Source organism: Janthinobacterium goodfellowi, assembly GCF_051380695.1.
Lineage (GTDB): Bacteria > Pseudomonadota > Gammaproteobacteria > Burkholderiales > Burkholderiaceae_D > Janthinobacterium.
Genome location: NZ_JBNYXN010000003.1, coordinates 255642 through 268337 on the forward strand (window position 1 = coordinate 255642; position 12696 = coordinate 268337).

Here is a 12696-nt window from a genome sequence, read left to right on the forward strand (position 1 = left end):
CTACACTCCAAAGATCTTAATCAAACCGTGATTCTAATCGTGAAGTCATCCTCAGCGTTTTATATCGGCATCGCCATTGTGGTTTCTAGCGTCCTGGCCGGCTGCGGCCAGCCCGGCCCCCTGTACCTGCCCAAGCCGCCAGCGGCCAAGGGCGCGCCAGCCAAAGGCCCCGTCGAACCGGCCCCCGTACCGCCGCCGCCCGTCATCGTGCCGGCGACCTAAACGGAGCGCACCGGGGTGGCGGCATTCGCCGCCCTGGCAGTTTTGACACGCTTATTCCAGGCAAAAACCACACGGGTTAACAGCAGTAGCGCGACGATAGAGCCGAACAGGATCGGTTGCGCGAAATTGTGCTTGCCCGCCTTCATCCACCAGAAGTGCAGGATGCCGAGCGGCGCGATGACATAGATCAACCGGTGCAGCCACTGCCAGCGCTTGCCGCCCAGCCGCTTGACCATGCCGTTCGTGCTCGTCACGGCCAGCGGAATCAGCAAGACGAAGGCGATGAAACCCACCGTGATGAACGGGCGCTTGAGTACATCCTTCCACATTTCCTGCAGATCGAAAAAGTGATCGAACCATAAAAACGTGGTGAAGTGCAGCGCCGCGTAGAAAAACGCGAACAGGCCCAGCATGCGCCGCAGCTTGATCAGCCAGTTCCATTGCGTGAGGCGCCGCAAGGGCGTCACCGCCAGGCTGATGCACAGGAAATACAGGGTCCAGTCGCCCGTGCCGCGCGTGATGAATTCCAGCGGCTCCACCAGTTGCCCCGTGTACGTCAGCCAGACCATGCGCGCGAATGGCAGCAGCGCCAGCAAAAAGATCAGGCTTTTCAGCAGCGACAACTGCCTGGTCGAGGGATTGATGGCCATGGTCTTTCCTTAAAAAAACTTCTTCAGATCCATGCCCGCATACAGCGAGGCCACGTCGTTGTAGCCGTTGAACATCAGGGTCTTGCGCTTGCGCGCGAGAAAACCGTCTTCGCCGATGCGCCGTTCGGACGCCTGCGACCAGCGCGGATGATCGACGTTCGGGTTCACGTTCGAGTAAAAACCGTATTCGGACGGCGCCGACAGGTTCCAGGACGTGCGCGGCTGTTCCTTGACGAAACGGATCTTGACGATGGATTTGGCCGATTTGAAACCATATTTCCACGGCAAGACCATGCGCACGGGCGCGCCGTTCTGGTTCGGCAAGGTTTCCCCATACATGCCCAGGGTCAGCAGCGCCAGCGGATGGTTCGCCTCGTCGATGCGCAAGCCTTCCGTATACGGCCACTGCAGCACGCGGCTGCCCACGCCCGGCATCTGCTTCTTGTCGGCCAGGGTGATGAATTCCACGTACTTGGCATTGCCCGTCGGCTCGACCTTCTTGATGATTTCCGAGAAGGAATAACCGACCCACGGGATGACCATCGACCAGCCTTCCACGCAGCGCAGCCGGTAGACGCGCTCTTCCAGCGGCGCCAGCTTGAGCAAGGCATCGAGATCCAGGGTCATCGGCTTTTTCACTTCGCCTTCGATGCTGACCGTCCAGGGCCGCGTGCGCAAGGTGCCCGCGTTTTGCGCCGGGTCGCTCTTGTCCGTGCCGAACTCGTAGAAATTGTTGTAGCTGGTGGCGTCTTTATAGGCCGTCTGCTTTTCCAGCGCCGAATAGGCGGGATTCAGTTTGGCTGCCAGCTTGGGATTCGTGCCTTGCGCGAACGCTTCGCGGCTGGCCATTTCCAGCAAGGCCGCGCTGGACATCGAGCCCAGCGCCACTTGCTTGATGAAGCTGCGGCGCGATTCAAACACGGCGCGCGGCGTGATTTCGGAAGAATACGGCAACTCAATGCCGTTGGGACTGCGCTTGATCAACATGGCGGCTCCGGAAAAAGGTGATTGGATATACCTTACACCAGTTTTTCCGGGCCGTTCATGACGCTTCTGTCATGCAAAAAAACGTTACTAAAGTGCCCGAAAAAAGTTCAGGGCAAGGCGCCTTGCCGCAGGCAGTACGCATAGTACGACAAGGCAAGGCAACGCCGCCATGGGCTTTTTCTCGGGTACTTTTACAGTTTTCCGTAAGAATGCAGGCCGGAGAGGAACATGTTGACACCCAGGAAGGCAAACGTCGTCACCAGCAAGCCCACCAGCGCCCACCACGAGGCGACGCGACCGCGCAAGCCCGTCATCAATCGCATGTGCAGCCAGGCTGCATAGTTGAGCCAGACGATCAGCGCCCACGTTTCTTTCGGGTCCCACGACCAGTAGCCGCCCCACGCTTCGGCCGCCCACAGGGCGCCCAGGATGGTCGCTACCGTGAAGAAAGCGAAGCCCACGGAAATGGCCTTGTACATGACGTCGTCGAGCACTTCCAGCGACGGCAGGCGGTCGACCAGGTAGCCGCTCGACTTGAGCAGGTAGGCGGCCGCCACCATGGCCGACAGGGCAAACGTGCCGTAGCCGATGAAGTTGGCGGGCACGTGGATCTTCATCCACCAGCTTTGCAGGGCCGGCACCAGCGGCTGGATTTCCGCCGCGTCGCGCGTGACCGTGTACCACATCAGGAACACGACGGCCGCCGAAATGACCAGCATGACGAAGGCGCCCAGCTGGCGCGTCGCATAATGCTGCTCGTAATACAGGTAGAACATGGCCGTGATCAGGGAAAACAGGATGAACACTTCATACAGGTTCGACACGGGAATGTGGCCCACATCGGCGCCGATCAGGTAAGACTCGTACCAGCGCACCAGCATGCCCGTCAGGCCCAGCACCACGCCGGCCCAGCACAGCAGGGAGCCGACGGACGAGCCGAATTCCGAGCGCGCCACCAGGCCGATCCAGTAGAACAGGGTCGACAGCACGAACAGGGTGCCCATCCACAAAATGGCGGACTGGCTCGACAAGATGTATTTCAGGAAGAATTTCTGGTTCGCCATTTCCAGGTGGCCCGCGTACAGCTCGATGGCGAACAGCGACAGCACGGCCGCCAGCGGGATCAGCCAGCGCACGGGCTTCCAGTGCCAGCCCAGCCACGCGAACGTGGGCGCCGCGGCCAGCAGGATGGCCTTTTCATAGATATCCATGAAGGCGCCAAAGCGCATCAGGCCGAACAGCGAGGCCGCCAGCAAGCCGGCGCCGTACAGCCAATCGATCAGGCTCAGGCGCTTGAAAAATCCTGGTTCCTGCGTATATATTTGCTTGTTTGCCAATTCCATCATTTTCTCCATTCCCGGCGACGCGCAAGCGTCCCGAAACTCAGCCAATCCAACTCAGCGCAGCTTACGCCGATTGCGGCAGCTTTGCCTTCAAGTTCTCAAATTCTTTTTCAAAATCCAGCGTCTTGCGCTGCGTGCTCATGGCCATCAGGGCCTCGCTGCCGCCCTCGCCATCCTTGATCCACACCCACAGGCGGCGCTCGCGGATATAAAACATGGAAAATACGCCGATCACGAGGAACAGGCAACCGAGGTAGACCACGCTCTTGCCCGGCGAACGCGTCACCTGCAGCACGGACGCCTTGATTTCCGTAAAGTCGTCAAGCTGCAGATACACGGGTGCGCCATAGAAGAAGCTGTCGGACAGCGCATTCGTGGCCAGTTGCAGGAAGCGGCCATGCTTGTCATCGGCCTCGATGGCTTTCAAGCCATCCTGGGCGCGTGCCGCCTGCCACAAGTCCCACAGGCTGCCGTTGAGGATTTTCATGAAGATATCGGCCGCTTTTTCTTGCTCGGCGGCAGGAATTTTCTCCAAGAAACGAGAAATGGCGAGGAAACCGCCCTCTTGCCCATTGCCGGCAAAGATGCCCAGGCTTTTCGCCGCCGATTCCTGCAACTGGCCGCGCAAGGCTTCCGCGTTCGCCTGCGGCATGGCACGCGCCGCATAGCGCGCGGCGGCCTGCTGGCGCAGCGCGGGATCTTGCAGCGCGGCACGCAAGCGCATCCATTCGTTCACGCTGACATTGTCATCGGCGGGGATGCGCAGATAGCTGAACGGGTCGCTGGGGTTGATGCGCATGCCAGCCAGGAACACCGTCGTGCCATCGACCGTGACGGGCTGCATGTAGTTCTGGTACTCGCGCGCCTGCCCCGTCTTGTCGCGCAATTTGTATTGCACCGAGGGCCCCACGTTCTTGAGATCCTTGTTATGCGCGTTCTTCGCGGCCGACCCGAGGCGTTTATCGAGGCCGACGGCGAATTTATCGTTGAAACTTTCCGCCTTGTTGACGGCGCGCACGTCCTGGCCCGCGCTGAGGTTTTCCACGTTAAACGGACGGAAACCCGACCATTCCACCGTGTAGGAATTGCCGTCGCTGCGCTCGAGCGGCGTGCTGCCGCCCACTTCGCCGCCGATATCGAAGCGTTTCGTCGTCTTGCCCGTCATGGGATAGCCCGTCAACTTGAGCTTGCTGCCGCCATCCTCAAAACTGGACTGGTACAGGGCCAGGCCCTTGTACAGCAGCGGCTGGTTGACTTTGATGGTTGCAGGGAACGTCTCGCCCGTTGCATGGTCAGTGATGACGACATCGCTGGCGAACAGCTTGGGCATGCCCGTGCTGTAGAAATCGATGTGGAATTTTTTCAGCAGGATGGTGATGGGCAGATCCTGGATCAGCACGCCATCGGCCTGGGGAATGATGGCCGTGTTGCTCGACGAGCCTTCCGGGATCATGGTGTTGCCGCGGAAAGTAGGATTCGACAGGCTCAGACGGTGCTGGGCGGGAATATCGGCGATCACGCCGCTGCCGGAAAACGGTGTCTTGCCAAAGAACCATTGCTGTACGCGGATCGGCATTTCCGAATCGAGCAAGCCGCCCACGCAGATGATGACGATGGCGCCATGGGCAAAGATATAGCCCCATTTATTCGCCGCGCCCCGCTTGGCCGCGACCAGGGTGGCGTTGTCCTTCTCGACCACCTTGGCCCCATAGCCGGCGTCTTTCAGGCGCATCACCATCTGCTGCGCCAGCACGGCGCGCGGCAGCGGTGCCTGCCATTCCAGCTTGTGGTGGAAATTGCGCAGCGATTGCTCGCGCACGGTTTCGCGCCAGCTGCGCATATCCTTGAGCATCTTCGGCGCATTGCGCACGATGCACAGCGAGGTCGAGGCGACGAGGAAGCCCATGATCACGAGGAACCACCAGGCCGAATACACGGAGTACAGGCTCAGCTTGTCGAAGACGGCGAACCAGAACGGGCCGAACTGGTTCACATAATTGGGCATGGGCTCGTTTTGCTTGAGCACGGTGCCGATGATGGAGGCGATGGCGATCAGGGTCAGCAAACTGATGGCAAAGCGCATCGACGAGACCAGCTCGACGAATTCAGCCAGGCTGCGGCGTTGGGTCTTTAACTCGATTCCGGTCGTGCCTGTGCTCATACGTGGATACTCATACGGGATATGCAATCTTCAAGAAAATGTAGGCATGGAGCAGAATGTTTCTCCGCGCAAGGCGGCAGCATACTCCTGTTTGGCCCCTGCCATAAAAAAGGGCAGCCTGTGGAAACGGCCGCCCTTGTTCATGCGCGCTGGTGCGCCTGGCAATCTCTTGCCACTATGAAAACTTACTTCAGGCCGGCGATATAGTCGGCCACGGCAGCGATCTCGTCATCCGACATGCGGGCGGCGATGGTGTGCATTTGCGCACTGTTCTTGCGGGCATCGGCCTTGGTGCTGCGGAACATGGTCAACTGGGCCACCGTGTAATCCTGGTGCTGGCCGGCGATGCGCGGATACTGGACGGGAATGCCATTGCCCGTCGCACCATGACAGCTGGCGCAGGCGGAAACTTGCTTGGAAGCAATGCCACCACGGTAGATTTTCTTGCCCAGGTCAATCGTATCCTTGTTTTTCGCGGCGCCCGGCTTGGAGACCTGCGTGCCCAGGTAAGCGGCGATATTCTTCTTGTCGGCGTCGCTGAGCATTTTCGCGTAGGTCGTCATGACGGGCTGGTTGCGCTCCGGCGTGGTGAAGTCGACCAGTTGCTTGTAGATATAGCTTTCGTGCTGGCCGGCCAGCTTCGGATTGACGGAAATAGTCGAATTGCCGGCCGCGCCATGGCACGATACGCAGGCAGGCAAGCCGCGTGCCGCATCGCCATCGGCGTACAGGGTAGCGCCCTTGGCGGCATCAGCCTTGACGGCCGGTTTCGGTGCTTCGACCGCGGAGGCAGTTGCCGATACAGCCAGCAAAGCGAGCAGCATGGATTTGAACAACGGTGAAAACGCACGATTCATTCAGGCACCCTGAGACAGTGAGAAATTAGTGGTGGACATTGCCGCGCCCTGGGGATTTTTGCTTTATTTTCAGGGCCGCAAGCCGCATCGCTGCTACGCCGGCAACAATAAACAACCCCTTATTGTACAATAGCTTCTTGGCGTTATCGCTCCCTTATCGCTCCCTTTTGTTGCTTTACTACTCCCATGTCAAAACTCTGGCAAGCCCGCTTCTTTACGACCGTCAACCAATTGCGTGACCTGCCCGATACCACGGTGCCGGAAATCGCCTTTGCCGGCCGCTCCAATGCCGGTAAATCGACCGCCATCAACATCTTGTGTAATCAGAAAGGCTTGGCGTTCGCCTCCAAGACACCTGGCCGTACCCAGCACATCAACTACTTCTCCATCGGCGGCGCCCACGTGGCGCAGCACCGCAAGGATGCCACCATCGTCGAAGAGATCGAATGCCTGCTGGTCGACTTGCCGGGCTACGGCTACGCGGAAGTATCGGGCTCGGCCAAATTGCACTGGCAGCGCCTGCTGGGCGATTACGTGCAGCGCCGCGAGCAATTGGCCGGTTTGATCCTGATCATGGATTCGCGCCGCCCGTTCACCGACCTGGACATCCAGATGCTGGAATGGTTCGCCCCGACGGGTAAACCGATTCACTGCATCCTGACGAAAGTCGATAAGCTGAACCGCAATGAATCGGTGAATGCCTTGCGCCAGGCGAAAGCCAAGCTCGACAGCTATGTGGATGAAGACGGCGTCGGCTTCCCGTTCACCGTGCAACTGTTCTCGGCCTTGAAACGCGTCGGCATCGACGAAGCCAATGACAAGATCATGGAACTGGCCGGCATCAGCGAAGACGGCGCGGCCCAGATGGTCGACCTGATCGACATGGAAGACGACGTCGAGCCGGAATCCGACAAGCCGGCTTGATCGAGATCAACGCTGCGTAAAAAAGGCTGCCCGTTCACACGGTGCAGCCTTTTTTTATTGCAGCGCGTCCTGGCGCCTAGCGCCGTCCCGGTCCCGCCCGCTTCTCCGAGAAGAATTCCTGGCGCAGGAAGGCAGTCAGCTCGGCCGTGTCTTCCACGCGGGCGCTGAGGTTGACGTTACGCCCCAGGCGCCGCGATTCCCAGACGAAATCGCCGGGTTTTTCGGCACGGATCAGCTGGATCATCTTCTTGATGATGGCCGTCTCGATATCGGGCTCATTGCCCAGTTCTACTTTTTCCTGCTTCAGCCAGTTGCGCTTGAAGTTGCCGTTCCAGCCCTTGAACTTGACTTCGGCGCTGAACGAGGTCTGGTTGACGATGGAAAACACGCCGCCCGAATCCTCGCGGTCGCTGCCGGAATTGCGTCCCTGCGCGCCGGCGATATTCGCCTTGGCCACGCGCATGGCGCGGTCGTTTTCGCTTTCCTCGGCCGGCGGCGTGGGATTCTGCGCCTCGCGCTGCTTGCGGCGCTGCTCGATCATCGAGCTCATGTCTTCAGCGGGCGGCGGCGGCAACGGCACTTTCGACACCAGCGGCGGCGTGTACGTCTCCAGTTTCGGTTTGTCGCGCGGCACGTCTTTTGTGACCACGCGCTTGCTCGGGGCCGGCGGCGGTTTCACCTTGGCCACTTTCGTGTCCTTCGGCTTGGGCGTGGGTTTCGGCTGCGGCTTCGGTTGCGGCTTGTCCTTCAGCGGCGCGATGTAGACCATCGCGCTTTCCTTCTTCGGCGGCGGAATCTTTTCGATCTTGTCACTGCGCAACAAAACATACGCCGCCAGCAGCACGTGCAGCAAGACGGACACGCCGAGCGCAACCTTGCGCGTGGTGCTGGTCTTGGACCCGTAGGCCGGAGGTGGCTGGATCACTTGCCCGCAGGTGGGGCAAACATCGGAATCGGCAGCCAACAAATGGGTCGTGTCATGCAAAATGAATCGTGCTTTCTGTGTAGCGAAGAAATAACATTACAGGGCAGCCATAGTGCCAGAGTCCCTTGCTTTTGGGAACACTTCCTCGGCCTTTCCAACCCGCAGCGTACAGGATAGCGACATTCCTTGCAGCGCTGACCAGAGTACCCGAGCCGTCCCTTGACGGTTGTTACCGTATGTATCACTGCCCATACAAAACCGGCGCCCCATTCACGCAGGAATGGGACGCCGGTCACGGGTCACAGCTCACGCACGTGCTCAAGCCTGGTTGTCGAGCGCCACCAGTTGCTCGTCCGTCACCGGCCCCGTGCCGCTGTACTTGTCCAGGAACAAATAGATGACGGGGGTGATGAACAGGGTAATCACTTGCGAAAACAGCAATCCGCCGACCACGGCCAGGCCCAGCGGCTGGCGCAGCTCGGCGCCGGCGCCCAGGCCCAGGGCGATGGGCAAGGCGCCCATCAGGGCCGCCGCCGAGGTCATCATGATGGGGCGGAAGCGCAGGATGCACGCCTGGCGGATGGCCTCAGGCGGGCTCATGCCCTCATTGCGCTGCGCATGCAGGGCAAAGTCGATCATCATGATGGCGTTTTTCTTGACGATACCGATCAGCATCAAGATACCGATGATGGCGATCATGGTCAGGTCCATGCCGAACAGGCGCAAGGTCAACAGCGCCCCCACGGCCGCCGACGGCAAGCCGGCCAGGATGGTCAGCGGGTGGATGTAGCTTTCATACAGCACGCCGAGCAGCACATAGATCACGGCCAGCGCGGCGATGATGAGGATGATCTGGCTCGACTGCGAATCCTGGAACACGGCCGCGTCGCCGCCGTAGCGCGTGATGATGGAGGCCGGCAAGCTCATGTCCTTGCCCATCACGTCGATCTTGCCCGTGGCGATGCCCAGCGGCACGTCCGGCGCCAGGTTGAAGGAGATCGTCACGGCCTGCAGCTGCCCCTGGTGATTGACGGAGGTGGGACCGATCGTGCGTTCCACGTAGGCAATACTCGACAGTTTCACCAGCTCGCCCGACTTGCTGCGCACGGACACGCGCGTGAGCGCATCGTCATACTGGCGGTCCGGCGTGGCCGCTTCCAGGATCACGTAATAACTGGCGGCCGAGGAATAGATGGTCGACACTTGCCGCTCGCCAAAGGCGCTGTACAGGGCCGTGCGGATGTCGGACATCTGCACGCCCAGCAGATTGGCCTTGTCGCGGTCGATCCTGAGGGAGGCCTGCAAACCCTTGATCTGCGAATCGCTGGTGACGTCGCGGAAAGCGGGGTCGGCGCGCATGCCTGCAATAAACTTTTCAGCCCAGTCGTTCAAGGCGTCGGGACTGACGCTTTGCAAGGTGTACTGGTAACGGCTCTTGCTCTGGCGTCCGCCCAGCTGCAAGTTTTGCACGGGACGGAAATACACGGCCATGCCGGGCACGGTGCTCGTCGCGCGGCGCAGGTTTTCCAGCACCACGGGCATTTTCGGCCGCTCGCTGCGCGGTTTCAAGACCATGAACATGCGGCCCGTGTTGCCGCCGCCGACGAACGACGTCACATCCTGCACGCTGGGGTCCGCCTTGAGCACGGCCGCCACGCGGGCTTGCAAGTCCTGCAAGGCCGCCGAGGAAATATCCTCCGACGCTTCCGTATTCACCTGGATCTGGCCCAGGTCTTCCTCGGGGAAGAACCCCTTCGGAATGGTCGCGTACAGCAGCACCGTCAGCGCGAACGTGCACACGGCGATGAACAGCACCACGTTGCGGTGCGCCAGGGCCTTGTCGAGCAGATGCACGTATCCGTTGCGCAATTTCGTGAAACCGGCCTCGAAGTGGCGGCCGATGAAGGACTTTTCGCCGTGCGTGGGGTCGCTGTCATTGTGTTCGCGTGCATCGGCCGGCAGGAAGCGGCTGGCCAGCATCGGCACCAGGGTCAGCGACACGATGGCCGAGACGAGGATGGACAGCGAGACGACGACGGCGAACTCGTGGAACAGCAAGCCGATCACGCCCGGCATGAAGAAGATGGGAATGAACACGGCCACCAGCGAGACGGAAATCGAGATGATGGTGAAACCCATTTCCTTGGCGCCCACGAGGGCCGCCTGGATCGGTTTCTTGCCCATCTCGATATGCCGCACGATGTTTTCCAGCACCACGATGGCATCGTCGACCACCAGGCCCACGGCCAGGGTGATGCCCAGCAGGGAAACGTTGTCGAGGCTGTAGCCTAGCCAGTACAGCAGGGCCAGCGCACCGAGCAGGGAAATGGGCATGGTGACGGCCGGAATGAAGGTGGCCGCCGCGCGGTGCAGGAACAGGAAGATCACCAGCACCACGAGGATCACCGTCAGCGCCAGGGTCAGGTTGACGTCGTGGATGGCTTCGCGGATCGAGACGGAACGGTCGTTGACCAGGCTGATCTGGATGGAAGCGGGTAATTGTGCCTTGAAACCGGGCAAGAGTTTGCGCACGGCATCGACCACTTGCACCGTGTTCGCATCCGGTTGGCGCTGCACCAGCAAGGTGATCGAGCGCTCGCCGTTGAAACTGCCGGCCGTCTTGGTCGACTGGAAACTGTCTTCCACTTCGGCCACTTCCTTCAGCCGCACGGGCTGCCCGTTGCGCGTGGCGACGATCAGTTCGGCAAAATCGGCCGCCTTCATCATCTGCGGGTTGCCCTGGATGGTCAAGGTCTGGCTGGGGCCGTCGAGGATGCCCAGCGGCGAATTCGTGTTCGAGGCGCGCAGGGCCGTGGCCAACTCGTCCATCGTCAGGTTGCGCGCGTTCATCAGGTCGGCACGGGCACGCACGCGCACGGCGAAGCGTTTCTGGCCATTCACGCTGACCTGAGCCACGCCAGGCAAGGTCGACAGGCTGGGCGCGATCAGGTTTTCCGCATAATCGTTGAGATCCGACAAGTTCAGCGATGGCGACGTCATCTGGATGAAGAGCACGGGCGCATCGGCCGGATTGACCTTGCGATAGGACGGCAAGTCCGTCATTTCCGTCGGCAACTGGCGCTGCGCGCGCAGCAGCGCCGCCTGCACGTCAACGGCGGCCTCGTTGACATTGATGCTGGCGTCAAACTCCAGGGTCAGCGACGTATTGCCCAGGGTACTCGTGGAAGTGATCAGGCTCAGGCCGGCAATCGTGGAAAACTGCTTTTCCAGCGGCAAGGCCACCGAGGACGCCATGGTTTCGGGGCTGGCGCCGGCCAGGTCGGCGCTGACGTTGATGACGGGCGTGTTGTAGCTTGGCAAGGCGGCCACGGGAATGTGGCCATACGCCAGCACGCCGGCCAGGATGATGCTCAAGGATAGCAGCACCACCATGACGGGGCGGCGGATGCTCAGTTCGGACAGGTTCATGCTGGCTTGCCCTGCGGTGCGGCGGCGCCATCGGCGGCCTTGTGTTTTTCCGCCAGGCGCACCTTGCCGCCAGGACGCAGGTTCTGCTTGCCATCGACGATGACTTTTTCATCGCCCGTCAAGCCGGTGACGACGGCATTCGGGCCGAACGCATACACGCGGGCAATCTTGCGCACCTTGGCCGTGTTGTCGGGCTCCATCGAATACACGAAGACGCCCGTGGTATTGGTGATGATGGCGTTTTGCGGAATGACCAGCGCATCCTTGAGCGTGCGCACCGTCAGCTGCGTATTCACATACTGGCCAGGCCACAGGTCTGTGCCGCTATTGTTGAAACGGGCCTTGACCTTGATCACGCCCGTGGCGGGATCGACGGCATTGTCGATAAAGTTCAGCTTGCCTTCCAGTTGCTTGCCGCCCGCGTCCGACAGCAGCGCCTTGACCGGCACCTCGCCCGCCTTCTGCGCCGCCAGCAAGCCCGACAGGCTGCTTTCCGGCAAGGTGAAGACCACGTCGATCGGGTCGAGCTGGGTGATGCTGGTCAGCGAGGTGGTCGGCTGCACCAGGCTGCCCGCATAGACATTGATGGCGCCCACGCGGCCGCTCTGCGGCGCGCGCAGGACGGTGTAGCTGGAGTCGACCTGGGCCGCGCGTAAGGCGGCCTGGTCGGCGGCCAGCAGGGCGCGTGCCGCGTCGAGCTGGCTTTGCAGCGTGTCCACGGCGCCCTGGGCGATGAAGTTCTTGCTCAGCAAATCCTGGCTGCGCTTGAGCTGGCGTTCGAGATCGGCGACCGAGGCGCGGTCGCGCAACACCTGCGCCTGCGCCTTGTCGACATTCGCGTGCTCGCTGCGCGCGTCCAGCGTAAACATCAGCTCGCCCTGCTTGACGAACTGGCCTTCGCGGATGTGCACCTTGGTAATCGTACTGGTCGTCTGCGGATGCAGGTCGACGCTGCTGATCGGCGTCACGCTGCCATTGGCTTGCAGCAGCATCGGCACATCCTGGCGTACGGGCGCGACCACGCTCACCGTCGTCGGCGCCTGTCCGCCCTTGCCCCCTTTGCCATCCTGCCCACCGGCCGTTTTGCCTGGCTGATGATTGAAATACCAGATGCCGCCACCGATACACAGGGCCGCACCCACGAGGATTGCCAGACTAGTCTTTTTCATTGTTCTGTCATGCTGTCGCAGCGCAGGGC

General features: G+C 60.9%; 10 protein-coding genes. 2 read left to right on the plus strand and 8 right to left on the minus strand.

Annotation, left to right across the window (positions count from 1 at the left end; all coding sequences use genetic code 11):
- The first annotated feature begins 39 nt into the window (after window positions 1-39).
- Window positions 40-222 carry an LPS translocon maturation chaperone LptM gene (lptM, locus tag ACQ4WQ_RS13540; protein ID WP_070221692.1) on the plus strand — a complete coding sequence of 61 codons (183 nt, stop codon included), beginning with the start codon at window positions 40-42 and terminating at the stop codon, window positions 220-222.
- Here the strand turns inward: lptM and msrQ are convergent.
- The 5 genes from msrQ to ACQ4WQ_RS13565 form a co-directional block, all read right to left on the minus strand.
- Complete coding sequence (gene msrQ / locus ACQ4WQ_RS13545; RefSeq protein WP_436497751.1) at window positions 219-872, minus strand: protein-methionine-sulfoxide reductase heme-binding subunit MsrQ; 654 nt, start codon at window positions 870-872, stop codon at window positions 219-221. The two genes, lptM and msrQ, sit on opposite strands and share 4 nt — an antisense overlap.
- Window positions 873-881: 9 nt before the next feature.
- Window positions 882-1859, minus strand: a complete 978-nt coding sequence (msrP, locus tag ACQ4WQ_RS13550; protein WP_326455944.1) for a protein-methionine-sulfoxide reductase catalytic subunit MsrP — start codon at window positions 1857-1859, stop codon at window positions 882-884.
- Between the two features lie 191 nt (window positions 1860-2050).
- The gene (gene ccsB / locus ACQ4WQ_RS13555) at window positions 2051-3202 is read right to left on the minus strand and encodes a c-type cytochrome biogenesis protein CcsB (RefSeq protein WP_152252335.1); all 1152 of its coding nucleotides are present in this window, start codon (window positions 3200-3202) and stop codon (window positions 2051-2053) included.
- 64 nt (window positions 3203-3266) lie between these two features.
- Window positions 3267-5363 (minus strand): cytochrome c biogenesis protein ResB, encoded by a 2097-nt coding sequence (locus ACQ4WQ_RS13560; protein WP_436497754.1) that lies wholly within the window; start codon window positions 5361-5363, stop codon window positions 3267-3269.
- 185 nt (window positions 5364-5548) lie between these two features.
- Window positions 5549-6220, minus strand: a complete 672-nt coding sequence (locus tag ACQ4WQ_RS13565; protein ID WP_436497756.1) for a c-type cytochrome — start codon at window positions 6218-6220, stop codon at window positions 5549-5551.
- 186 nt (window positions 6221-6406) lie between these two features.
- Between ACQ4WQ_RS13565 and yihA the strand changes: the two genes are divergently transcribed.
- Window positions 6407-7144: a ribosome biogenesis GTP-binding protein YihA/YsxC gene (gene yihA, locus ACQ4WQ_RS13570; RefSeq protein WP_070221698.1), complete on the plus strand. Its 738-nt coding sequence runs from the start codon at window positions 6407-6409 to the stop codon at window positions 7142-7144.
- A 76-nt stretch (window positions 7145-7220) separates the two neighbouring features.
- Here the strand turns inward: yihA and ACQ4WQ_RS13575 are convergent, their stop codons facing one another.
- From ACQ4WQ_RS13575 to ACQ4WQ_RS13585, 3 genes are all read right to left on the minus strand, one after another.
- Entirely contained in the window at window positions 7221-8069 is an 849-nt protein-coding gene (locus ACQ4WQ_RS13575) for a hypothetical protein (RefSeq protein ID WP_436497758.1), read from the minus strand.
- Window positions 8070-8387: 318 nt separating this feature from the next.
- The gene (locus ACQ4WQ_RS13580; protein ID WP_436497760.1) at window positions 8388-11498 is read right to left on the minus strand and encodes an efflux RND transporter permease subunit; all 3111 of its coding nucleotides are present in this window, start codon (window positions 11496-11498) and stop codon (window positions 8388-8390) included.
- Window positions 11495-12667 (minus strand): efflux RND transporter periplasmic adaptor subunit, encoded by a 1173-nt coding sequence (locus ACQ4WQ_RS13585; RefSeq protein ID WP_436497762.1) that lies wholly within the window; start codon window positions 12665-12667, stop codon window positions 11495-11497. The genes ACQ4WQ_RS13580 and ACQ4WQ_RS13585 overlap by 4 nt, the downstream gene beginning before the upstream one ends.
- Between the last annotated feature and the right edge of the window lie 29 nt (window positions 12668-12696).